This is a genomic window from Streptomyces sp. NPDC060002, from assembly GCF_042737245.1.
Lineage (GTDB): Bacteria > Actinomycetota > Actinomycetes > Streptomycetales > Streptomycetaceae > Streptomyces.
In genome coordinates, this window is sequence record NZ_JBHWUW010000009.1 from 105,925 (window position 1) to 128,956 (window position 23,032).

At 67.5% G+C, this 23,032-nt stretch carries 22 protein-coding genes and 1 pseudogene; 2 read left to right on the top strand and 21 right to left on the bottom strand.

Annotated elements, in window-relative coordinates; all coding sequences use genetic code 11:
• Positions 1-845: 845 nt before the first annotated feature.
• From ACFWBD_RS11530 to ACFWBD_RS11540, 3 genes are all read right to left on the bottom strand, one after another.
• Positions 846-3,029, bottom strand: coding sequence for an SGNH/GDSL hydrolase family protein (locus tag ACFWBD_RS11530; protein WP_385665855.1), 2,184 nt, complete (start codon positions 3,027-3,029; stop codon positions 846-848).
• A 303-nt stretch (positions 3,030-3,332) separates the two neighbouring features.
• Positions 3,333-3,821 carry a DUF3846 domain-containing protein gene (locus ACFWBD_RS11535; RefSeq protein ID WP_385665856.1) on the bottom strand — a complete coding sequence of 163 codons (489 nt, stop codon included), beginning with the start codon at positions 3,819-3,821 and terminating at the stop codon, positions 3,333-3,335.
• Positions 3,822-3,993: 172 nt separating this feature from the next.
• Complete coding sequence (locus ACFWBD_RS11540; RefSeq protein WP_385665858.1) at positions 3,994-4,323, bottom strand: hypothetical protein; 330 nt, start codon at positions 4,321-4,323, stop codon at positions 3,994-3,996.
• 153 nt (positions 4,324-4,476) lie between these two features.
• Here ACFWBD_RS11540 and ACFWBD_RS11545 point away from each other — a divergent pair, with 153 nt between their 5' ends.
• Positions 4,477-4,611, top strand: coding sequence for a hypothetical protein (locus ACFWBD_RS11545; RefSeq protein ID WP_385665860.1), 135 nt, complete (start codon positions 4,477-4,479; stop codon positions 4,609-4,611).
• 58 nt (positions 4,612-4,669) lie between these two features.
• On the opposite strand, the gene ACFWBD_RS11550 is transcribed toward ACFWBD_RS11545, so the two are convergent.
• From ACFWBD_RS11550 to proS, 16 genes and pseudogenes are all read right to left on the bottom strand, one after another.
• A complete protein-coding gene (locus ACFWBD_RS11550; protein ID WP_385665862.1) occupies positions 4,670-6,166 on the bottom strand; it encodes a recombinase family protein in 1,497 nt (498 codons plus the stop codon).
• Positions 6,167-6,221: 55 nt separating this feature from the next.
• Positions 6,222-7,211: pseudogene (locus ACFWBD_RS11555) on the bottom strand (YifB family Mg chelatase-like AAA ATPase); the annotation flags it as partial.
• 1 nt (position 7,212) lies between these two features.
• Positions 7,213-7,590, bottom strand: coding sequence for a YraN family protein (locus tag ACFWBD_RS11560; protein ID WP_385665864.1), 378 nt, complete (start codon positions 7,588-7,590; stop codon positions 7,213-7,215).
• A gap of 117 nt (positions 7,591-7,707) precedes the next feature.
• Positions 7,708-8,016, bottom strand: a complete 309-nt coding sequence (locus ACFWBD_RS11565) for a DUF2469 domain-containing protein (RefSeq protein ID WP_005311352.1) — start codon at positions 8,014-8,016, stop codon at positions 7,708-7,710.
• Between the two features lie 56 nt (positions 8,017-8,072).
• Entirely contained in the window at positions 8,073-8,609 is a 537-nt protein-coding gene (locus tag ACFWBD_RS11570; protein WP_385665866.1) for an NUDIX hydrolase, read from the bottom strand.
• Positions 8,599-9,375, bottom strand: coding sequence for a signal peptidase I (gene lepB, locus ACFWBD_RS11575; RefSeq protein ID WP_385665867.1), 777 nt, complete (start codon positions 9,373-9,375; stop codon positions 8,599-8,601). The genes ACFWBD_RS11570 and lepB (ACFWBD_RS11575) overlap by 11 nt, the downstream gene beginning before the upstream one ends.
• A gap of 122 nt (positions 9,376-9,497) precedes the next feature.
• Positions 9,498-10,478, bottom strand: a complete 981-nt coding sequence (gene lepB, locus ACFWBD_RS11580) for a signal peptidase I (protein WP_385665869.1) — start codon at positions 10,476-10,478, stop codon at positions 9,498-9,500.
• Positions 10,366-11,460 carry a signal peptidase I gene (lepB, locus tag ACFWBD_RS11585; RefSeq protein ID WP_385665871.1) on the bottom strand — a complete coding sequence of 365 codons (1,095 nt, stop codon included), beginning with the start codon at positions 11,458-11,460 and terminating at the stop codon, positions 10,366-10,368. Before lepB (ACFWBD_RS11585) ends, lepB (ACFWBD_RS11580) begins: the two co-directional genes overlap by 113 nt.
• Entirely contained in the window at positions 11,453-12,187 is a 735-nt protein-coding gene (gene lepB, locus ACFWBD_RS11590; RefSeq protein WP_385665873.1) for a signal peptidase I, read from the bottom strand. Before lepB (ACFWBD_RS11590) ends, lepB (ACFWBD_RS11585) begins: the two co-directional genes overlap by 8 nt.
• Positions 12,188-12,232: 45 nt before the next feature.
• Complete coding sequence (gene rplS / locus ACFWBD_RS11595; protein ID WP_020128707.1) at positions 12,233-12,583, bottom strand: 50S ribosomal protein L19; 351 nt, start codon at positions 12,581-12,583, stop codon at positions 12,233-12,235.
• Positions 12,584-12,720: 137 nt separating this feature from the next.
• Positions 12,721-13,554, bottom strand: coding sequence for a tRNA (guanosine(37)-N1)-methyltransferase TrmD (gene trmD, locus ACFWBD_RS11600; protein WP_385665875.1), 834 nt, complete (start codon positions 13,552-13,554; stop codon positions 12,721-12,723).
• Positions 13,554-14,225 carry a ribosome maturation factor RimM gene (rimM, locus tag ACFWBD_RS11605; protein ID WP_385665877.1) on the bottom strand — a complete coding sequence of 224 codons (672 nt, stop codon included), beginning with the start codon at positions 14,223-14,225 and terminating at the stop codon, positions 13,554-13,556. Before rimM ends, trmD begins: the two co-directional genes overlap by 1 nt.
• Before the next feature lie 105 nt (positions 14,226-14,330).
• Entirely contained in the window at positions 14,331-14,570 is a 240-nt protein-coding gene (locus ACFWBD_RS11610) for an RNA-binding protein (protein WP_005479813.1), read from the bottom strand.
• A 5-nt stretch (positions 14,571-14,575) separates the two neighbouring features.
• On the bottom strand, positions 14,576-14,995 hold the full coding sequence (gene rpsP / locus ACFWBD_RS11615) for a 30S ribosomal protein S16 (protein ID WP_351763476.1): 420 nt from the start codon (positions 14,993-14,995) through the stop codon (positions 14,576-14,578).
• Positions 14,996-15,279: 284 nt separating this feature from the next.
• Positions 15,280-15,876 carry a hypothetical protein gene (locus ACFWBD_RS11620; RefSeq protein ID WP_351763478.1) on the bottom strand — a complete coding sequence of 199 codons (597 nt, stop codon included), beginning with the start codon at positions 15,874-15,876 and terminating at the stop codon, positions 15,280-15,282.
• 261 nt (positions 15,877-16,137) lie between these two features.
• Positions 16,138-17,553: a proline--tRNA ligase gene (proS, locus tag ACFWBD_RS11625; protein ID WP_385665880.1), complete on the bottom strand. Its 1,416-nt coding sequence runs from the start codon at positions 17,551-17,553 to the stop codon at positions 16,138-16,140.
• Between the two features lie 199 nt (positions 17,554-17,752).
• Here proS and ACFWBD_RS11630 point away from each other — a divergent pair, with 199 nt between their 5' ends.
• A complete protein-coding gene (locus tag ACFWBD_RS11630) occupies positions 17,753-18,634 on the top strand; it encodes an SAM-dependent methyltransferase (RefSeq protein WP_385665882.1) in 882 nt (293 codons plus the stop codon).
• Positions 18,635-18,902: 268 nt separating this feature from the next.
• Here ACFWBD_RS11630 and ffh read toward each other — a convergent pair whose 3' ends face one another.
• Together ffh and ACFWBD_RS11640 are read right to left on the bottom strand one after the other, a co-directional pair.
• Positions 18,903-20,453, bottom strand: coding sequence for a signal recognition particle protein (gene ffh, locus ACFWBD_RS11635; protein WP_385665883.1), 1,551 nt, complete (start codon positions 20,451-20,453; stop codon positions 18,903-18,905).
• 122 nt (positions 20,454-20,575) lie between these two features.
• Complete coding sequence (locus ACFWBD_RS11640; protein WP_385665885.1) at positions 20,576-23,026, bottom strand: [protein-PII] uridylyltransferase; 2,451 nt, start codon at positions 23,024-23,026, stop codon at positions 20,576-20,578.
• Between the last annotated feature and the right edge of the window lie 6 nt (positions 23,027-23,032).

Here is a 23,032-nt window from a genome sequence, read left to right on the forward strand (position 1 = left end):
ATCAAAAGATCCATCGCTAGGCGATGGATCTGCAGTGACCCGCGTGACTTAAAATCGTTCTCTTAGGTGTAGTGGAATAACCATGGAAAATATGCGCTAGCAGCAAACAAAGCCGCGAAAAACGCAGCAGTGACGCTGAGAAATAAAACTACACGCCTAACAGTTTCAGTCTGAGCATTCCCCATAAGGATAATCAAGTCGACCATGACGACCAACAGAAATGCCCAAGAAAGCGTGAAGTACGGTGTTCCTATAAGGATAAATGAAAGGATTATGACTGCCACGCTCGCGGAAAGGGCAATGCGTTCGTGTTTTCGTAGATTCGATGTAGTTTTTTGTTGTTTACTCATTAAGTCCAGTTTATCATTTGCCGGGTTTTCTGCAAGTAACTTCGCCCTCTGGAAAACTTATCTTACATAGAGAACGTGAAGATTGACCACAGAAGGAAGACGGAAGCTGCGGCGCCAGCGATGCTAAAAAACATCATGAACTGCATAAGGGTCTCTGAAGTACTTCTTCCAGTAAAGAGAAGTACATACCCCCAGAGAGCAAGCAGGTAAACACCTCCCACTAGAGAGGTTGCGAGATAGGATTTTGCCGCTACGCTTGCGTGGACAAAGAGTATAACGAATAAAGAAATAATCACCAAACAGGATGCGAGAGTCCCGCGCCAGGATCCGGGTAGTGATGTTTTAGAATTTCTTTGTGTCATTTCATGAAGAATTATAGCTCATTTGCCAAATGATTTACATGCTTAGGGAAATGAAGAAGCCCCCAGTCCCGTCTCGCCTTGTGGGCGATTCGAAGGACTGAGGGCCTTGGCTCTTCAGTTCAGTTGTACGTTGTTACGGCGTCATCGCCGCCGCCAGCAGATCGGCGTATGCCTTCTGCCCCTTCGCATTGGGATGGAAGCTCTCCGCAGTGTCACCCGGGAGAAGGGTGAGCCCATTGACGTAGGGGTCGCTGGAGCACACGTCGTGACCGATGAACGGTGACCCGGAGATCGTCGCATCCACGAAGTGGAGACGCTGGTAGTTCACGCCGAGCGCGCGGATCACGTCCACGTTGGTCTTGATGCTGGTGTTCAGGTTGCCTGACAGCGTGACCGCCTTTTGCACGCGGGCTGCACTGTAGATTGGTGCAGAACTTCCGTTGTTGCCGACCATGCAGCCCGACGATCCAGGAGCCAGAAGCGGCGGGTAGCCGAGGATGTACACCTGCGCCAGGGGCGCCTTCTGGAGAATGTCGAGATACACCGTCTGCAACTTGTTGTCGAAGATGGGGCCGAGCAGGTTAGTGGCGGCGTTGAACGCACCGTCACAGTCCTTGGTCGGGTCCGCGCACGTCGTGATGACGTTTGCGAATCCGATGTCGTTCCCACCGATCGAGATGGTCACCACTTTGGTAGTCGTGCTCGACAGAGCGGTGTCCTGCGGTGAGACCCCGGAATAGGTTCCTGTGGTCTTGATATCCGAGGTGACAGAACCGCCGCAGGCCGCGAAGCTGGTGAGCGTCAGCGGACTCGTGAGGTCCCGGCCGAGGATTCGACCGTACGAGTTGTAGCTCTTGTAGCACTTGTTCGTACTGGTCACCGTGCTGGTGTCGTAGACACCAGCACCCTGGCCAGACGAGTACGAGTCGCCCATGGCCACGTACGGCTTCAGGGTAGGGACGCCGAGAACCGCCCCTTGCGGGTAGTTCAAGCCGAGCCCCGTCACCTTGACGGGGTACAGCTTGACGTTGGTGTCCGCGCAAGTGCCGAGGCACTGAGACGTGATGAACACCGTGTCGACGCTGGTCGTGTGCTGCCTGATGTCGGCAGAGTCCACCGTGTAGCCGGTCTTGTTCGCGGCGTCCATGAGTCCGCTGATCATCCCGTTGTACGTCTCGTTGCCGGTGGCAGCGTCGAGTACAGAGATGGTCACCTGCGGCCTGGAAACCAGTGGGCTACCGCCGATGTGCGCCAACTGCCGCCTGACCACGATGTGATTCGTGGTGTCAGCGGTGATGGCGCTGGCGCCACCGTAGGAGTCGCCTTGCGCGTTGGTCTTGAGGAGCGACTTCGCCCACAGCTTCTGACCGTTGGCGTTCAGCGTCACCAGAGTGAAGTTGTACTCGCTCGGAACGACGGGAACGCCACCGGACATCTTCTGCTCGTAGACGACTGCTGTGACCCCGCCTCCCGGAAGAGGCTTCAGGTCAACGCCACCACTCACGTTCGCCCCGGACGTCGATACCTGCGTTGTCCACGCGGATACGCCGCTGCCGGGGTTATACGCCGAGACGCTGGCGCTGAGGATGGTTCCTTGCGTGTAGGTCGGCCTGAACAGCCGGCCGTTAGCGTTCACCTTGTCGTCAAGGGCGCTGCCTGCGACCTGACTCACGAGGACGCCCGCGTAGGAGTAGACGTCCGTCGTGGAAGTGTTTCCACTCAAGACGACGCCGTCCTTGTAGGACGAGACGGTCATGTTGCAGATGCCGCTGGCGACCGTAACATCGAGCACCGTGGTCGGTGTCGTCTGTCCTGCCGCCGCTTCGGGCGAGAGCCCGATGAGATGGACAACACCGCTGACCTTCACCAGCGTATAGATGTTGCCGTCGGCACCCACCGCCACCTGAACCGGGGTAGTCCCGCACGCGGCGGGGTACTTCCACTTCAGGGTGTTGGCGTGGTACGCGAGCAGGTTGGGGCCGGTGCCGGTACTGCCGCCGTTCGGCTTCCCGTAGATGTCGCCGTTCTTGTCGACGACGGGGTTCTGGATGCAGTTCGCGTAGCCGTCGATCTGCGATGTGCGCGAGATCTGACGGACAACTGCACCGGACGAGTTGTACGTGACCAAGTCCTGGCCACTGCCCGATGTACTGCAACCGACCGTCACTTCGCCCGTGGGGCTGGTGACGATGTCGCCGTAGTAGTTGCCTACGGTCACGGCGGGGTACTGCAACACCGGCACTGTGTCGGCGTGCGCCGTCCCCGAAGAGATAGCCACCAGGCCGAGCGACATCAGCATGCCCATCAGGATGGACACGGCTGTCGCCCGTGTTGTGCGTCGTTTTGGACGCATGAGGTGTTTCACCATCTTTCGTCTGCTTGATTCGAGTTGTAAATGAACGGAAGCGAAAAAAGAGGGCCTTGCCGCATTCGGCATGGCCGCACCCATTGATCGCCTCTGTTTGACTGAGAGCCGATAGTATTTATGACAGGTTTCTCTATTTCTGCAAAGCCGTAGAATTTACAACAACTTGCTTTTAGGAATGAGCACGTAACGTGTGAACTTATAAATTGAGAAACCCCCTCCTCGGAGGGGGAATCCCACGGCTTACTGAAACTGCTATACGCCGATGACTCTGGCGCTCCTGACGGTGGCGAACGTTTCCTCGTGGATGATGGCGTAGTTGTATGCCTCCAACCATCCGCTGAACGTCACCGCCTTGCGCGACCAAGGCCCGTCGGGGTGGTGGAGGAACTCAACGCCGTACGTCTCGCTTTCGAGTAGCAGCGTTATCAACTGCTGAGGAACCGACTTGGTGATTCCGCGTCCGTCGGGCATGCCCATGAGGATTGCATCCCCACTGATATATGCCTGTCCGCGGAGCCCTTTGGCGTGCTGCCACAGTAGAACGGTGGCGCGCAGGTTGTGGGGTAGGGACCAAAGCATCGCTTCGTCGTTCGCGAAGATGGAGGCTGGAGGGCTATCGAAGTTGAATGCCTCGTATGACCCGCCGACGATGCTCTGTATGTGTTCTACGTTCTCCGCGTCGACCTCAACCCGTTTGATGGGCTGCTCCTCGTCGGAGGGGAACAAGATGCCGGTTATCACGTAACCACTTGCTTTCTCGACCGTGGGACTGTGTCTGGAGTGACGGTCGTTTCACTCCAGATTTGAATCTCACGGTGAAGTTGATAAGCCCCGCCCCGATGACCCTTTGGGATCACCAGGACGGGGGATTTCCGTACTGCCGGGAGCGTTGGCAGATTCGGAGCTGAGGGGGTTAGCTGCCGTTACCGTTGCCGACCTTGGTCCCAGGGACGCGGCCACGGGTGCCGCGTGCGTCCTTCAGAATTTGGGGCATGTCGGTTGCAGCCTTGTTGAACTCCTCCAGGGGAACGTACGCGTCGCGCTTCTTGCCGTCGGGCGTCGTGATTTCGAGAATCACCAGGTCATTTCCGATGTCCTTGAACGCGCCCAGCTCGGAAGCAAGCACGTCCAGCGCTTTCGGCTGGTCGATGTCCGGGTGGTGCCGGACGACGACTGCGGCGAACTGCTTGTCGGTCCCCTGCTTACCGCTGAGGTCTGAGACCTTCTGACTGACGATTGCCATCTTTCTGCTCCACTCGGTGTTTCGGTGCTCGGTCGAGGGGTGTTCCTCGGCCGTACTCTTATTAAGCCAAAATGATCTGGCGGAGCGCTTGGGAAGTTTGGTTGGTGAAGGCTGCTGGCGTATAATTAGTTGCATAGACGGAGAATTTCACCAATGAACGACAACGCAGAGCTGATGGAGTGGGTAAAAAGGTCGACTGAAGACAGCGGCGTTCCTTTAAAAGTCGAAGACCCCGCCGTCATCGGGCAAGTCACCCAGCTCATCCGGGCGCAGCAGCTGGAAGAGTAGAAATAGAAAGAAGCCGCACCCGATAAGGGTGCGGCTTCTTTCTATTCGGTGATAGCGGTTAGACCCGCCAGACTATCTCGATCCGGCTCGGATCGAAGCGGTGCCCATTCCAGGTGTGGCTACCAGGACTACCTGGGTGCACAATGATGCGCTCGATCACCATCTTTAGGATGTCACGCTGCCACTCGATCGACGCTTTGGCCCACGTCGCTCGCATCGGCTGATCGGTGGGAAGAAGTGACTTCGCACTGCCGACATGCAGCTTGCTCAGCTCCTTCTCAACCTTGCCGATCGCCTGCATGATCGTGGCGCGCATGATGTCGTAGTCCGCGTACGGCTTGAGGGCGTGTTCAGCGGCGAGCTGCTGGCGTCGTAGGTTGAAGCCGGCCAGTTCTTTGACCAGCTCGTCCACCTTGTCGGCGTCTTCCTTCGGAGTGAGCGCCCGTGCGATGTTCGGCGAGTCAAAGCGGGTGAGTACCGCTTCCGTGACGAACTCGTCCAACGCTGTCGCGTCGCGGAACACCTTGCCGCACCCCACGATGCGGGCGAAGTTGTCTCGACCCTTGCAGCGGTACCGCCGTTGGTGGGTGCCGTTCTCGCGCTTCCTGGCTTGCCCGATCATCGAAGCCGTACACGGCTCTCCAGAGGCGTGGTGGCCGCCGCACTGCAACCAACCACTCAGCAGGTACCGGCGACCGTTAGAGAGGCCGTGAGCCCACGGCTGGGCTGCTTTGTCGAGATGGGCCATCATCAGCGCGTGCTCTGCGCGGGTGACGAAACCCTCCCACTCTGCGCGGTAGGTGCCGGAGCTGTGTTCTCGGGTGCCTCGGCGCTCCGGGTCGCTGTCGTCGAAGATGACATACCGCTTCTTCGTGACCATCCGCTTGAAGTTGCCGACGTTCCACAGGTAGCCATCGGCCGTCTTCGTAGCCCGATCGTTGAAGCTGCGGATCACCGAGGCTTGGCTCTCTCCGGCTCCGAGACGGCGTACCGCTTCGATGACGCACTTGATCTCACAGAGGCGTGGTGTCTTGCCGTCCTTCTCGTAGCCGTACGGGCGACCGCCACCATGGAACTTGCCGTCTTGCGCGCGCTCCAGCTTCTTTCGGGTGATCAGTTCTGCGGTCGTCTCCGCCTGGCCTGCGTCACTGGCAGCGAGGATGCGGGCGACCATCCGGCCGTTGGCGGTGTTCAGGTCGAACGCTGGTGATGCGACGTACTGGAAGACGGTTCCGTGTTGTTCACCGAGGTCGATCAGGTCTTCGTTCTCGCGCGGACGTCGAGTGATGCGCGCACTCGTGTAGGCGATGATGACCTTGATGCGGCCCATCTCGGCGTCACGCAGCATCCGGCGGTAGTCGGGACGCTTCTTCTTCGTGCGGGTACTGGCGGAGATGTCGTTGTCCTTGTAGACCTCGACAACGTTCACGCCCAGCCTGTCAGCGAGACGGCGGTTATCTTCCTCCTGACGAGCGACACCAAGCTCACGACCTTCTTTGTCGTCGCTGATGCGGAGGTAGATTCCGGCCGGTTGTCCCTTCAGTTCGTTTCGCACGTTTGTTCGTATCCCTTATGTCCGTATTATGTGGGATACGTCATGATGTTGTCAACTCGTCGAGGAAGAGCACTCCCCGATGGGCCAGCGAGACGGCGCCGGGGCGGGCGAACCCGGCCCCGCCCCCGACCAGCGACTGCATCGTGGCCGAGTGGTGCGGGGCGCAGTACGGGGCCACGTCGATGAGGGGCTTGCCCGGCGGGAGCAGCCCGGCCACCGAGTGGACCGCGGTGACCTCCAGCGACTCCTGCCGGCTCAGCCGGGGCAGTACGGCGGGCAGGCGCTCCGCGAGCATGGTCTTGCCGGTCCCGGGCGGCCCTTCCAGGAAGAGATGGTGTCCGCCGGCCGCGGCCACCTCCACCGCGGTCCGTGCCGAGCTCTGACCGACCACGTCCGCGAGGTCGTGCTCCTGGTCCTGGTGGGCGGCGCCCATGCTGTGCATCCCGGTGGCCGCCCCCGTGCCGGGCATGCGCAGACCGGCCAGGAGCGGATCCGGGCGGCCCACCTCGTCCGGATCCTCCTCGGGGACCGGCTCGTCGGCGAGGACGGCGATCAGCTGCCGCAGGCTGCGCACCCCGAGCACGGACACCCCGGGGACCAGTGCGGCCTCGGCGGCGGCGCACTCGGGCACGACCACCTGCTCGTATCCGGCCTCGGCCGCGGCCAGTACCGCGGGCAGGATGCCCCGCACCGGGCGCACCCGTCCGTCCAGGCCGAGCTCTCCGATCATGACGATGTCGGCGAGCACCCGCGGGTCGATCCGTTCGGCCGCGCCGAGCACGGCGCTGGCGATGGCCAGGTCGAAGCCGCTCCCGCCCTTGGGAACCGATGCGGGACTGAGTCCGACGGTGAGCTTCTTCTGTGGCCATTCGCCGCCCGAGTTCACCACCGCCGCCCGTACCCGGTCCCGGCTCTCGGTCAGGCTCTTGTCCGGCAGCCCTACCAGCGTGAACGCCGCCACCCCCGGTTCGAGGTCGGCCTGCACCTCGACGACGACCCCTTCGACGCCCACCAGCGCCACCGAGCACGTACGCGCGAAGCCCATCTCAGGCCACCCCCCGCGCGTGCTCGACGACGGCGGCCCCGCGGCGGGGCAGGACGACACCGATCAGATCGATGCGGACGCCGCCCGGCGGGGCTCCTCCGTGCGCCTGGATCCACCGCTCGGCCAGGCCGCGCAGGCGCTCGGCCTTATCGGGCGTCACCGACGCCATCGGGTGCTGGAATCCGCCGCCGCTGCGGGTCTTCACCTCGCAGACGACCAGGACGTCGCCGTCCCTCGCGACGATGTCGATCTCACCGGTCCTGCCGCAGCGCCAGTTGCGCTCCAGGACCGTCATCCCGGCCTCGACCAGCCGCCGTGCGGCCAGTTCCTCGCCGTACCTGCCGAGTGCGCCTCGGGCCAGATCCGTGTTCGTGTTCATGTGGGCACCACCTCCGGCACCCACGCTCACGCATCCGCCACCACGGAAAGGATCTTGGTGGAAAACCCGGCGGCTGTGGACAACCCCGTCACCCGCACGGGCGCTCCACGAGGGGGATCAGCTCCCCGGAAGCTCCAGATCGCTCTTGTTGAGCTCCTCGATGTTCACGTCCTTGAACGTGAGCACCCGCACCTGCTTCACGAACCGGGCCGGCCGGTACATGTCCCACACCCAGGCGTCCGCCATCGACACCTCGAAGAACACCTCACCCTGGACCGAGTGCACCTGCATCTCGTAGTCGTTGGTGAGGTAGAAACGCCGCTCGGTCTCGATCACGTATTTGAACAGACCGACGACATCGCGGTACTCCCGGTAGAGCTTCAGCTCCATCTCGGTCTCGTACTTCTCGAGGTCCTCGGCGCTCATGGCATGTTCCCCTTCAGCCGTGCGATCTCCCCATTGTGCGCCAGTCCCGCGCGCCCCTAGACGATTTCCGTGTCCAGGGTTACGGGTCCGGCCGGAGGACCTTCGTCGAGCAGCCTGCGCAGCAGCTCGGCGAGTCTGGTCGGATACACCGTCTCATGTGCCCGGGTCAGTTCCTGACACGTCCACCAGCGCGCTCCGGCGACACTGCGCCGTTCCAGTTCGGTCAGGGCCGTGGCACGGGTCGCCGTCACCGTCGTACGGGCCAGGTAGTACCACTCGTCCTGGTCCCAGCGGCGGCCCGCGAACGGGAAGGAACACATCCGCCGCCACAGCACCGGGCCGAGCTCGACCTCGGCGATGCCGGTCTCCTCGACGAGTTCCCGCAGAGCCGCCTCCTCACGGGTCTCGTCGCCCTCCACCCCGCCACCGGGGGTGAACCACCAGTTGTCGGCGGGGTCGTCCGGTTCATGGCCGTGCAGCAGGAGGATGCGGTCCTGCGGGTCGAGGAGGACGACCCGGGCGACCTTGCGCAGCCCGCCCTCGTAGGAGTCGACGCCCGCGCCGGCCGGCTCGTCCGTGGGGTCAGCGGGCACCGGCCGCCTCCGGCCGGGCACGGCGGCCGGACGTCCGCTTGGCGATCGGGCCGTAGGCCGCGCCACCGAGGACCAGCACGCCACCGGCGACGATCAGCCAGCCGATCGTGCCCAGCGGGCCCGGCTGGGAGAGGGCGCCGAGCGTCGTGAAGCCCGTGGGGCGCTCCAGCATGCCCTTCATGGGCCAGACGACGGCGTCGACACGGGCCGTGACGGCGCTGCGCGCGACCGTGCCCTGGGCGGCGTCCGTGAGGTGAGCGGTGGAGTCCAGGGAGCCCTCCCGCTCGTCACCGAGCAGGAACAGCCGGCCGTCCGGGACCTTCACGGTCGGGATGTTCTTGTTCTCGGCGAGGCTGCCCGCGGGCAGATACGGTTCCTCGATCTGCTTGCCGTTGACGGTCAGCTTGCCGTCGGTGCAGCAGGAGACCGTGTCACCGCCGACCGCGACGACCCGCTTGACCACGGGCGCGTTGCTCGCCCAGGTCTTGTCGGTGAAGACGACGACGTCCCCGCGGCGCACCTCGTCGCCGTCGACGCGCTGGGCCAGCACCCGGTTGCCGGCGGCGATCGTCGGGCTCATGGAGCTGGTGGGCACGGTGTACGGCCGGTAGATCAGGGCTCCCCAGCCGAATCCGCCGAGGAACAGCACGAGGCCCAGTGCGACGGCCAGTCCGGACAGACGCTGTCCGGTCCGGCTGCCCACCGGGCCACTGCTGGTGCCACCGCCACTGTGCGGGGCCGTACGCGTAGTGCTCTCGCCACCCATGGATCCGCACCCTACCCGGCGGTACCGAACCGGGTCAGCCCTTCTTCGCCGGTCTTCCCGAGCCTTGGTCACAAGCTTGGGAAAGGGTTTGCCGAGTGGCAGCCGGTGCGGAAGCCGGAAGGTCAGCGGGCCGCGGAGTCCTCCGTGCGCCGACGACGCCACAGGACCACCGGGACGACGCCGACGAACGCGAGCCCCTGCGGGGCGACCGTCAGCGCCGCGGACGCCGCGGACTGGGTGTTCAGACCGTCCTGGTCGAAGGTGTCCGGCACCGGCAGCGTGCCCCAGCGGGTGATCGGCCAGGCCTTGACGACGGCGCGGCCGACGACCTGGTCGACGGGCACCATGCCGTGGTTCTTGTCCGACTGGTTGTAGCGCGAGTCGCGCGAGTTCTGACGGTGGTCGCCCATGACCCAGATGAAGCCCTTGGGCACCTTCACGGTGAACTGACCGCCCTGGTCGTCCTGGCTGCACGGGGTGTTGCCGGGGTACACGTACGGCTCGTTCAGCGCCTTGCCGTTGACCGTGAGCGGGCCCGTACCCTTGCACGAGATGGTGTCGCCGCCGACGCCGACGACCCGCTTGATCAGGTCCTTCTCCTCGGCGGACGGCATCAGGCCGATCCAGCTGAGGACGGTCTGGAAGGCGTTCGGATCCGCAGTGGCCTCACCCGCCAGCCAGTTGTCGGGGTCGTGGAAGACGACGACCTCGCCGCGCTCCGGCTCGGAACCGAACCACGGGGTCAGCTTGTCGACGAGGACCCGGTCACCCTCCTTGAGGGTGTTCTCCATCGAGGCGGACGGGATGGAGAACGCCTGCACCAGGAACGTCTTGATCAGCAGCGCGAGAACGAGCGCGATACCGATCAGGATCGGCAGCTCCTTCCAGAAGGAGCGGGGCTTCTTCGGCTTCGGGGCCGGGCTGCCCGACCCCTCCCCACCGGTCCGCGGCGGCTCGTCCACCGGCGGGCCGTCGCCGCCCGCCGCCGGGTCACTCCCGGAGGTCACGGCGCTGCCGGAAGCCGGGTCGGCGGCTTCCACGGGATGACCGCGGTGCTCCTCGCCGTCGTGCCCTGACCGTGCGCCAACCGCCACATCCCCCACGCCAACTCCTCACTCTGTGCCACTGCCTGCCCCACGTACGACGCAGGACCACCACTCCCATAACGAGCGGGAGTTCCGCAGGGCTCGGGAGTTGTCCAATCGATCCGTTCGGATCGACGGGAGCAACCCTATGCGACAGCTGGGCGGACGCGGTCGCCGTGGCGGCCGAGCCGGCGACGGCCGCGAAAGTTTGCGGTTCCTTGAGGCGGACCCAGTGCCCCAGCGGCCAGGCGATGACCATGGCCCGCCCCACCACCTCCTCCGAGACGGTGCCGCCGTAGTCGGTGTTCTGATGGGCCCGGGAGTCGGCGGAGTTGGCCCGGTGGTCGCCCATCACCCACAGCCGCCCCTGGGGGACGGTGATGTCGAACGACGTGCTGGAGGGGTCGTTGCCGGGATACAGATACGCCCCCTCCTCCAGGGGTACGCCGTTGACGGTGACCCGCCCCTGCGTGTCACAGCACACGACGCGGTCGCCGCCCACCCCGACGACCCGCTTGATGAGGTCCTTCTCGTTGTCGGACGGCAGCAGACCGATGAAGGTGAGCCCTTCCTTGATCTGCTTGACGACGACCGGGTCCTCCTTCTTGGTGGTGGTCTGCTCGTCGTTGAGCCAGCCGCCGGGGTCCTTGAAGACGACGACGTCCCCACGCTCGGGCTTGGAGCCGAACCACGGGGTGAACTTGTCGACCAGGACACGGTCGCCGATCCGGATCGTCTGCTCCATGGAGCCGGACGGGATCACGAAGGCCTGCACGAGGAAGGTCTTCAGGACCAGGGCTATCAGAACGGCGACACCGACCAGCAGCGGTATCTCCCGGACGGCCGAGCGCCTGCGCTTGCGCTTGACCTTGCGCTGGAGCTTGCGCCGCTCCGCGCGCGTGCGGCCGCTGCCCGAGCTGGAGGTGCGCCGGGCGCCGGTGGGCAGCAGGTTGTCCGCGGCGCTGGTCGGGATCGAGCGCGGCCTGCCGCGGTTACCCATGGGCGCTCTCCGAGCCCGGCACGCGCGCGTAGGCGCTCGGGCGGGACAGGCGGGTGAGGTGCGCGTAGGGCCAGAGGATCCAGTCGGCGCGGCCGATCACCCGGTCGACGGGGATCATGCCGCCGCCCGGTGAGCCGAGGTGGTCCCGGGAGTCGCGGGAGTGACTGCGGTGGTCACCGAGGACGAACAGGGTGCCGTCGGGCACGACCACGTCGAAGTCCACCGTGGACGCACGGTCGCCGGGATACAGGAACGTCGACTCGTCGACCGACCGGCCGTTCACCTTGGTCCTCCCCTCCTTGTCGCAGCAGACCACGTGATCTCCCCCTACACCCACGACGCGCTTGATGTAGTCGAAGTTCCCGAAGTACCCGGTGCCGTCGAACACCACGACATCGCCGCGCCGCGGCTCGGCACCGAAACGGTACGCCAACTTATTTACGAGAACGCGGTCACCGATCCTCAATCCGTTTTCCATGGATCCGCTGGGAATCTGGAATGGTTGCGCCACGAAAGCGTTGAGGACCAGCAAAAACAGCAGGCAGATCAGCAGGGTCAGACTGATCCGGCCGCCCGGGAGCCACCCCGTGATCCGCGCCACCAACGCGAAACGCGACCGTCCCTCCGGTCCCTCCGTCTCCCGGGTCGTCTCCTGGGAGACGTCCGCGGGAACGGAAGGGTGGGAGGAGCGGTCGCGCTCCGTCGTCGGCTGAGCTTCGGTGTCCATCGGGGCCAGATGCTATCCGGCCGCTCTATGAACCCCTCAGGGCGCTCAGTTGTCGCGCTTCTCCTTGATCTTCGCGGCCTTGCCGCGCAGCTCGCGCAGGTAGTAGAGCTTGGCGCGACGCACGTCACCGCGGGTGACGAGCTCGATCTTCTCGACGATCGGAGTGTGCACCGGGAAGGTGCGCTCGACGCCGACGGAGAAGGAGACCTTGCGGACCGTGAAGGTCTCGCGGACACCGGCGCCCTGGCGGCGGATGACTACGCCCTTGAACTGCTGCACACGGGAGCGGTTGCCCTCGATGACGCGGACGTGGACGTTGACGGTGTCACCCGGGCGGAAGGCCGGGACGTCGCTGCGCAGCGACGCGGCGTCGACTGAGTCGAGCAGGTGAGACATTTCGTCTGCTTTCTTCGCTGATGCCACAGGTCATCAACGGAACTAGATGTTCGAAGATTGAGTGCCGTGTGCCCGTCGAGGCGGGCGTCGTGTCCCCCTGCGGCAGGGGCGCACACCGGACGGCGCACAACAGCGACCTATTGTTCCACGCCGTCGGTCCTGCGCCAAAATCGACCGTACGGCGCACCCTCCGGGTCGGGCGTCCAGCCCAGGATGGAGAGCATCTCGCGGTCTTTCTTGTCGAAGGTTCCGGGCTCGCAGCGCTCGATCAGGTCGGGCCGGTTGGCCGTCGTGCGCCGCAGGGCCTCGTCGCGGCGCCAGCGCGCGATCCTGCCGTGGTGACCGCTGAGCAGCACCTCGGGGATCTCCCGGCCCCGCCAGGCGGGCGGCTTGGTGTAGACGGGGCCCTCCAGGAGGCTGGCCATGGCGCCGGGGGCGAAGGAGTCGTCGCGGTGGGACTCGGCGTTGCCGAGCACGCCGGGCAGGAGGCGCGCCACGGCCTCGGTGACGACCAGGACGGCGGCTTCCCCGCCGGCCAGGACGTAGTCGCCGATGGAGACCTCGTAGACGGGGATGCGGGTGGCGTACTCGTCGATGACCCGCCGGTCGATGCCCTCGTAGCGGGCCGGGGTGAAGATCAGCCAGGGGCGCTCGGAGAGCTCGACCGCCAGCTCCTGGGTGAAGGGCCGGCCGCTGGGGGTCGGGACGACGATCGCGGGCGCGTGCGAGCCCCGCTCGTAGCCGTCGGCCAGGACGGTGTCGAGGGCGTCGCCCCAGGGGTCGGTCTTCATGACCATGCCGGGTCCGCCACCGTAGGGGGTGTCGTCGACCGTGTTGTGCCGGTCGTACGTCCACTCCCGCAGGTCGTGCACCTGTACGTCCAGCCGGCCACGCGCGCGTGCCTTGCCGACCAGGGAGACGTTCAGCGGGTCGAGGTACTCGGGGAAGATCGTGAGAACGTCGAGGCGCATTACGGCCGGTCCCCGTCCGCCGTGTCCCCGTCCGCGCCCTCGTCCCCGTCCGCCGCGCCCTCGTCCCCGTCCGCCGCGCCCTCGTCCCCGTCCGCCGCGCCCTCGTCCCCGTCCGCCGCGTCCTCGGCCTCGGCCGCGTCGCGCGAGGACGCGATCTCGGCGCGGTCGTCGATCAGTCCGGGCGGCGGGTCGATGACGGCCCGCTGCTCCTCGAGGTCGATCTCGGTGACGATCGACCCGACGAAGGGGATCATCACCTCGCTGCCGTCGGGCCGCTCGACGATGAAGAGGTCCTGGGAGGGCAGATGTGAGATCTCGGTGATCCGGCCGACCTCGGCGCCGTCCTTGGTGACCACGTCCAGGTCCATCAGCTGGTGGTCGTAGTACTCGTCGTCCTCCTCCGGCAGCTCCTCGGGATCGACCTCGGCGATCAGGAGGGTGTTGCGCAGGGCCTCGGCGGCGGTGCGGTCCCGCACCCCCTCGAAACGCAGGAGGAGACGACCGCTGTGGACGCGGCCCGTCTCGATGGTCAACGGTCCGGTCGAGGCCGGGTCCGTGGACAGGACGGCGCCGGGCGCGAGCCGCTGCTCGGGCTCGTCGGTGCGTACCTCGACGGTGACCTCGCCCTTGATGCCGTGGGCGCGGCCGATCCGCGCGACTACGAGCTGCACTTCTGAAGATCTCCTGTCGTACCTGTCATCACGAGTGCCGTAACGACTACGGGCCGGGGACGGCCCAGTGGCCCTCCCCGGCCCGAGCCGGTGCTGCGAAACGCGTCAGCGGACGTGATCCACGTCGACGAGGTCGACACGGACGCCACGGCCGCCGATGGCGCCCACGACGGTGCGCAGAGCGCGTGCGGTGCGACCGTTGCGGCCGATCACCTTGCCGAGGTCGTCCGGGTGGACCCGGACCTCGAGCACACGCCCACGGCGCAGGTCACGCGAGGCGACCTGCACATCGTCGGGGTTGTCGACGATGCCCTTCACGAGGTGCTCAAGCGCCTCTTCGAGCATGCTGCTCAGGCCTCGGTCGACGTGGACTCGGCGGCAGCCTCGTCCTTCTTCTCAGCCTTCTTCTTCTGGGTGATGGCCTCACCCTTGCCCGAGTCGTCGCCACCGAGGGCCTCGAACACGGGGCGAGCCTTCTTCGGCTCGGCGACGAGCAGCGGCGCCGGGGCGGGCTCGCCCTTGAACTTCTGCCAGTCGCCGGTCTTCTTCAGAATGGCGAGCACGGGCTCGGTCGGCTGCGCGCCGACACCCAGCCAGTACGCCACGCGGTCGCCGTCGACCTCGATGATCGACGGGTGGTACGTCGGCTGGTACTTGCCGATCTCCTCGATCGCACGACCGTCACGACGGGTGCGGGAGTCGGCGACGACGATGCGGTAGTGAGGCGCGCGGATCTTGCCCAGACGCTTCAGCTTGATCTTGACTGCCACGGAAGTGGTGTCTCCTGGTCTTGACGTGGTTGGGCACGGCAGATTGCCGCGTGGGGTTGCGGTACCCGAGTGCCCGATGGACGCGTCAGCCGGAGGAGAGAGGGGTCCTGTGCGGCTGTCGAGTACAGCTAGCCATTGTGCCACACCACGCGGGCCCCTTCCGGCCGCGGGTGGTCGCAGGGCATGCGGCAGCCACGCCCGGCGCTTGCGGGGCACCGCCTTCGACGGCCCCCGCACCACGCTGAACCGGCAGCCACGAGATGCCGGTGCATGACGGCACGCGCCTAGGCCGCGCCCGCGATCTCCGGGATCCGGAACGGCTTGCCGCAGCCCCCGCACACGATCGGCGCCTGGGCCAGGACCGACGGTACGACCCGCACATTGCGGCCGCAGTCGCACACGGCCTTGACCCGGACGCCGCCGCCCGAGGAGCCGTGCCGGGCCGCCGGACCGCGGAAGGTACGGGTGGTGTCGGCGGAGGTGGCCGCCAGATGGGCCTTGAGGGCCCGCTGGAGGCGCTCGATCGTCGGGCGGTAGCGCCGCTTGGCCTCGGGGTTGAGCGTGACCAGGGAGAAACCGCTGCTGGGGTGGGGTTCCTCGGGGTGGTCCAGCCCCAGTTCCTCGGCGATCGCGAGGAATCTGCGGTTGTGGTAGCGGCCGGCGCGGGAGGTGTCGCGGACGCCGCGGGCGGCGGCGATGCCATGGACTGCCTCGTGAAGCAGTCGCTCGAAGGAGAGCTCGTGACCGCAGGCGGACGACGACTCCCCGATCAGGGACTCTGGCGCGGCAAGATCCGGCAGCTCGGGGTGGTACCGCTGAATGTCGGCCCACGCCTCTGCCAGCTCTGCGGCGAGAACAGGTGGTGTCTGTGTCGTGCTCACGTAATGACAACGAGCGGGGGTGCCCCAGTGTTCCTATTCCGGGCCATCCCAAATAATTTGCACGTACCCGTCAGTTGCCGCTGATGCGTCCTGACGAGGGCGGGTGCGCTGATCTGCGGAGAAGCCTCACAGCTCCTACCAAGCTGGTGCGTAGGCCCACGTACGACCCGGCGCGTAGACGAGGTCCGCGCGCCGGGGTAGGGATTTTCCGCAGGGGCGCAAGAGGCGTTTCGGTCGCTCTCGTGAGCGGAGGGCGCTGTCTCAGTAAGCGCGCGCGACGATCGCGACGTTACCGGGGGCGTCCCCGTCGTCCGGCACCGACCCGTCCTCCGCGATCAGACACCGTACGGTCAGCGACTGCTCGGCCAGCCTGGCCTCGCCTTCTTCGCCGAGCGTCGCCCAGGGGATGCGCGCCCAGCCGTCGGCGGCGGCCGCCTCGGCCGCCTCCTGGATCGTCGAGACGTCCGTGGTGCGGGACTCACGGCGCTCACGGGACTGCTTCAGGAGCAGCGCCTGGTCCTCCTCGAGGACGGCGGGCAGCAGGCCCACGAGCGCGTCGATCGCCACCGGCTCCTTGCCTCCCGGGATACGGCGGGCCAGCATCGCGGTGCCGTTCTCCAGGTCACGGGGTCCGATCTCGACGCGGACGGGCACGCCCTTGAGCTCCCAGTCGACCGCGCGCCGCCCGAAGGGGAGGTCGGTGCGGTCGTCGACCCGGACGCGGAGTCCGGCCGCCTTCAGCCGGTCGCCCAGCTCGCGGACCTTGGCCAGAACCGCCTCGTCGCCCTTGATCGCGAGGACGACGACCTGGACCTGCGCCAGCCGCGGCGGCACCCGCAGCCCGTCGTCGTCGCCGTGGGTCATCACCAGGGCGCCGATCATGCGGGTCGTCGAACCCCAGGAGGTCTGCCAGACCAGCTCCTGGGTGCCCTCCTTCGACAGGTAGCGGGTGTTGAAGGCCTTGGCGAAGTTCTGGCCCAGCTCATGACTGGTGACCATCTGAAGGGCCTTGCCGTCGCCCATCATGCTCTCGAGGGTGAGGGTGTTGACGGCGCCCGCGAAGCGCTCCTTGACCGTCTTGCGGCCGGAGACGAAGTCGATCGCGAGGACGTTCTCCAGGAAGTCGCCGTAGACCTCGCGCTGGATGCGCGCGGCGAAGTCGCGGGCCTCCTCGTACGTGGCGTGCGCGGTGTGCCCCTCCTGCCAGAGGAACTCGGACGTCCGCAGGAAGAGACGGGGCCGCAGCTCCCAACGGACCACGTTGGCCCACTGGTTGATCAGCAGGGGCAGGTCGCGGTAGCTCTGCACCCACTTGGAGAAGTACTCGTTGACGATGGTCTCGGAGGTGGGCCGGACGACCGCCGGCTCCTCCAGCTCCTTGCCGCCCCCGTGCGTCACCACGGCCAACTCGGGTGCGAAACCCTCGACATGGTCCGCCTCGCGCGTGAGGTAGGACTGCGGGATCAACAGCGGGAAGTACGCGTTCTCCGTGCCCGTCTCCTTGATGCGGGCGTCCATCTCCGCCTGCATCCGCTCCCACAGTCCGTAACCGTACGGTCGGATCACCATGGTGCCGCGCACCGGCCCGTTCTCGGCCAGTTCCGCCTTGTTGATCAGATCCTGGTACCAGCGGGGGAAGTCGTCCGCCCGCGGGGTGAGAACGGGAGCCTTTGCCATGGCGCGATGGTACGGCCCCAGGTTGCCGGTATGTGAATTCTCGCCACAGGCACAGCGGGCGCGCAAAGGGGTGGCCGAGACCTCTGGACGCGGTCGCGTACGGGGAGTTACCTGGCATACGGGGGAAGTGCGAGCGCACTGCACGGGGGCCACCTGATCAAAAACTCCGGCAACTCTCGGCGGATTGGGGCGCTTATCCATGACACCTACGCTCGTGCGGCAGCACCTGCCACTCGCGGGGCCGACGCCCCGCGCGGACCCGGGTGCACGCGCGCGTGACTGGTCGGAGATCCAGGAGCGGATGCTGGTCCCGCTCTACGAGGCCGTCTACGAGCGACTCGACGTAGGGCCCGGCACCCGGCTCCTCGCCCTCGGCTGCGGCTCCGGGCTCGCCCTGCTGATGGCGGCCTCCAGAGGCGCGGCGGCCCTCACCGGTGTCGAACCCTCCTCCCCCGAACGGCTGACCCTCGCGCGCGAACGCCTGCTGCCGAAGGAGCCCGGGAAAGGGGCCGCGACCCCGCGGGGGGACAGCGGCGTCATCCGTCTCACCGACCGGCTGCCGAAAGACCTGGCCGGCCCGGGCACCCGCGCGTACGACCTGGTGACCGCGTTCGAGCCGATCGGGTGTCTCGCGGGCGACGCTGACGGGCTCGGCGCTCTGCTCGCGGGCACGACGCCGCTCGCCGCGCGCGGGGCGCCCGTGGTGCTCGTCGGCTGGGGCCCGCCGGAACGCTGCGCGACGTCCGCGGTGTTGCGGGTCGCGGTCAAGCTGGCCGATCCGCTGCGCGGCGGCGCCGTCCGGCTGCGCCCGGCGCTGCGCGACGACCTGGAGGAGGTCGCCGGGCGGGCCGGTCTCAAGCCGGACGGATCGGGGCGGGTGGCCTGCCCCTTCGGGTACGCCGACGTGGAGAGCGCCCTCAAGGGCCTGCTGTCCACCGGGATGTTCGACGCGGCGGTCGCGGCGACGGACCAGGCGCAGGTCGACAAGGAACTGACCGAGGCGCTGCACCCCTACCGGCGTCCGGACGGGACGGTATGGATGCCGAACGTGTTCCGGTACCTGATCGCGCGAACTCCCTGAAGCACGCGTGTCGGTGGTACAGCTGATACGAGCGTGCGCGGTGGGGTAACCCCCGCAGGCGATCACCGCTCTGACGCCTCCGGCCGCCGCCCGAGGAATCCGACCTCCGTCGACACCTCCAGAACGAGGCCCGCCCGGCCCCGGAGAGCGACCGGGCAGTTGGCGATACGCCGTGTGGGGCGCCCCTCCGCGAACGGAAGAGCACCCCACATGGCGTACGAACGGGCTCGGCCCGGCGCCGGGCCGCGTGCGACAGGCCGTCCAGCCGTCAGCCCATGAACTTCTTGAACTCGTCCGGCAGCTCGAAGTCCTGGGCGCCTTGCTGCGGCAGCCCGAGCGCGTTGCCGCCCTGGGCCTGGGCCTCGCGGCGCTGGGCCTCCTCCAGCTCCTGCTGCTTGCGCTTCATCGGGTTGCCGGAGCGCTGCTTGCCCTTGGCCTGCTTCGGCTGCTTCTTCTGCCGGCCGGCGCCGCCACCCATGCCCGGCATTCCCGGCATCCCGGGCATGCCGCCGCCCTGAGCCATCCGGGACATCATCTTGCGGGCCTCGAAGAACCGCTCGACCAGGCCCTTCACCGCGCTGACCTCGACACCGGAACCCTTGGCGATACGGGCGCGACGCGAGCCGTTGATGATCGTCGGCTCGTGGCGTTCGGCCGGGGTCATCGACTTGATGATCGCGGCCGTGCGGTCGACGTCACGCTCGTCGAGGTTGGCGATCTGGTCCTTGATCTGACCCATGCCGGGCAGCATGCCGAGCAGCTTGCTGATGCTGCCCATCTTCCTGACCTGCTCCATCTGGGCCAGGAAGTCGTCCAGGGTGAAGTCCTGGCCCTTCTTGGACGCCAGCTTGGAGGCCATCTTCTCGGCCTCTTCCTGACTGAACGTCTTCTCCGCCTGCTCGATCAGGGTGAGCAGGTCACCCATGTCGAGGATGCGGGAGGCCATCCGGTCAGGGTGGAAGGCGTCGAACTCGTCCAGCTTCTCGCCGTTCGACGCGAACATGATCGGCTTGCCGGTCACCGAGGCGATCGACAGGGCCGCACCACCGCGGGCGTCGCCGTCGAGCTTCGAGAGCACGACACCGTCGAAGCCCACGCCGTCGCGGAAGGCCTCGGCGGTGTTGACGGCGTCCTGACCGATCATCGCGTCGACGACGAAGAGGATCTCGTCGGGCGAGACGGCGTCGCGGATGTCCGCGGCCTGTCGCATCAGCTCGGCGTCGATACCGAGGCGGCCGGCGGTGTCCACGATCACGATGTCGTGGACCTTGACCTTGGCGAACTCGATGGAGTCCCTGGCGACCTGGACCGGGTCGCCCACCCCGTTACCGGGCTGCGGGGCGTACACGGCCACGCCGGCGCGCTCGGCGACGACGCTGAGCTGGTTGACGGCGTTGGGGCGCTGGAGGTCGGCGGCGACGAGCAGCGGCGAGTGGCCCTGCTCCTTGAGCCAGTGGCCGAGCTTGCCGGCGAGGGTGGTCTTACCGGCGCCCTGGAGACCGGCCAGCATGATCACGGTCGGCGGCTGCTTGGCGAACCGCAGTCGCCGGGTCTCGCCGCCGAGGATCGTGACGAGTTCGTCGTTGACGATCTTCAGGACCTGCTGGGCGGGGTTCAGCGCCCGGGAGACATCGGCGCCGAGGGCGCGCTCCTTGACGTTCTTGATGAACGTGCGGACGACCGGCAGAGCCACGTCGGCTTCGAGGAGTGCGATGCGGATCTCGCGCGCCGTGGCGTCGATGTCCGCTTCGCTCAGGCGCCCCTTGCCGCGCAAGTTCTTGAAGGTCGCTGAAAGGCGATCGGAAAGAGTATCGAACACGGCGGCGTCGGTCCTCGGAGTCGGGGGCAGTCTGAGCGTCTTCCAGGGTATCCGGCCGCGCAAGACATTCGTCCCCGCCTGCTGTATTCAGCGGGCGGGGACGCGTGCCGCGCGGCACACGGTCACGCCCGCAGGGTCTCCTCCAGCTTGCGGGTCACCGAGGCGGCCTCGTCGCCGGGCAGCGGCGTGCCCTCGCTTCCGGTGACGTAGAAGGCGTCCACGGCGTTCGCGCCGAGGGTCGAGACATGCATGCTGCGGACCCGCAGACCCTCGTCCTCCAGGGCTCGTCCGATCCGGAACAGCAGCCCCGGCGCGTCCTGCGCGCGTACCTCGATGACCGTGGCGTGCCGGGAGGCCGCCGAGGCCACCGTCACCCGCGGCGGCGGCGCGACCACGCCCCGCCGGCGGGGGTAGGCGGCGTCCCGTTCGGCGAGCCGCCCGGCGATGTCCAGCGAGCCGTCCAGGGCGCGTACGAGGTCGGCGCGCAGCCGGGCCGCCTGGGGCAGGGAGCCGTACTCGGCGGCGACCCGCCAGTTCAGCAGCAGGACGGAGCCCTCGACCCCGCTCGGCAGGTCCAGGGCGCGCAGCTCGGCGGTGCGGACCGTCAGGCGGTGCATGGCGAGGACACCGGCCACCGCGGGCAGCACGCCCGCCTGGTCGGGTACGGCGATGAGCAGTTCCACACCGAGCGGCTCGGGGTCGTCCGCCGGCCGGTCCTCCGTGGGGGGCTCGGTCTGGGCGCGCAGGGCCAGCACCGGGCTGCTGGTGGCGACCGCCTCGATGGCGAGCCGTTCCTGCTCGGCGGTGGGCGCGGCGGCGTCGGGCTCGTCGGGCTCGTCCCCGGCGAGCACCGCCGCCACCCGCTTGACCAGGTCCGCCACGAGCGAACCTCGCCAGGACGACCAGGCGGCGGGGCCGGTGGCCAGCGCGTCCGCCTCGGTGAGCGCGTGCAGCAGCTCCAGGGTGCTCTGCGAGCCGACCGCGTCGGCGACCGAGCGGACCGTGGCCGGGTCCTCCAGGTCGCGCCGGGTGGCCGTCTCGATCAGCAGCAGGTGATGCCGTACGAGCGTGGCGAGGACGGCGACTTCGGCGCGGTCGAAGCCGATCCGGGCGGCGACGTCCTTGGCGATGATCTCGCCCGCGACCGAGTGGTCGCCGGGCCAGCCCTTGCCGATGTCGTGCAGCAGGGCGGAGACCAGGAGAAGGTCGGGGCGGCTGACCCGCCGGGTGAACTCGGAGGCGCGCACGGCGGTCTCGATGAGGTGCCGGTCGACGGTCCAGATGTGCACGGCGTTGCGCTGCGGGCGGCAGCGCACCCGCTCCCAGTCGGGCAGCAGTCGCGTGATCAGGCCCTCGGCCTCCAGCGCCTCCCAGACCTCGATGGTGGGCTGGCCCGAGCCGAGCAGGGTCACGAGCTGCTCACGGGCCTCGGCGGGCCAGGGCGTGGGCAGCGGGCGCACGGTGGCGGCGAGGCGCCGTACGGCGTGCAGGGAGAGCGGGAGGCCGGCCTGCGCGGCGGCGGCCGCGGCGCGCAGGGGAAGCACGGGGTCGCGTTCGGGGCGTGCGGCGCGGGCGAGCACCACCTCGCCGTCCTGCTCCACGACTCCTTCGGCGAGCGGAGAGCGCTCGGCGGCGGGCTTGGGGCCGCCGCCCAGCAGGCCGCGCAGGCGCGGCCTGACGGCGCGCGACCGCAGCACGCGCCCCACTTCGCGCCAGGTGACATCACTCGCGTACGAGATGACGCGGGCCGCCTCGTACACCTGCCGCAGCAGCGTGTCGGCGTCCAGCAGGCCCAGCTCGGCGGCCACCTGGTCCTGTTCCTGGAGGGCCAGACGGTCGGTGGCGCGGCCGGTGGTCAGGTGCAGGGCGTCCCGTACGTCGAGGAGCCGGCGCCGGGCGTCGTCGAGGCCCTCGCGGGGCGCGTCGGCCAGCCAGGAGGCGGCGACGGCCCGCAGCGCGGTGGCGTCCCTCAGCCCGCCCCGCGCCTCCTTCAGGTCCGGCTCCAGCAGGTACTGGAGCTCGCCCTGGCGTTCGGCGCGCTCGGCGCAGAGTTCCTGGAGCTCGGGGAGGCGCTTGGGCGCCTGGTTGCGCCAGTCGGCGAGGACGGCCGTCCGCAGTCCCGCGGTCAGTGCGGGGTCGCCGACGAGGTGGCGGGCGTCGAGGAGGCCGAGCTGGACCTTGAGGTCCTCCCCGGCGGTCCTGCGGGCCTCCGCGGGGGTGCGGACGGAGTGGTCCAGAGCGAGGCCCAGGTCCCACACGGGGTACCAGAGCCGGTCGGCGAGGGCGGCGACCGCCTTGGGATCCGCGCCGTCGTGCAGAAGGAGCAGGTCGAGGTCGCTGCGCGGGGACAGCTCGCCCCGGCCGTAGCCGCCGACGGCGACCAGGGACACGCCCTTCAGGTCCTCGGTGCCCGCCGTGAAGAGCCCCGACAGCCAGTCGTCGGTCAGTTCCGCGAGGGCTGAACGGCGCGGCGGCCCGGACCGCGCCCCCTCGGTGAGGAGGCGCAGCCGGGCCGCCGCGTAACCGCTGGGTCCCGAGTCCTCTGCATCCTTGCGCACGTCCGTACTCGTCACCCAGCG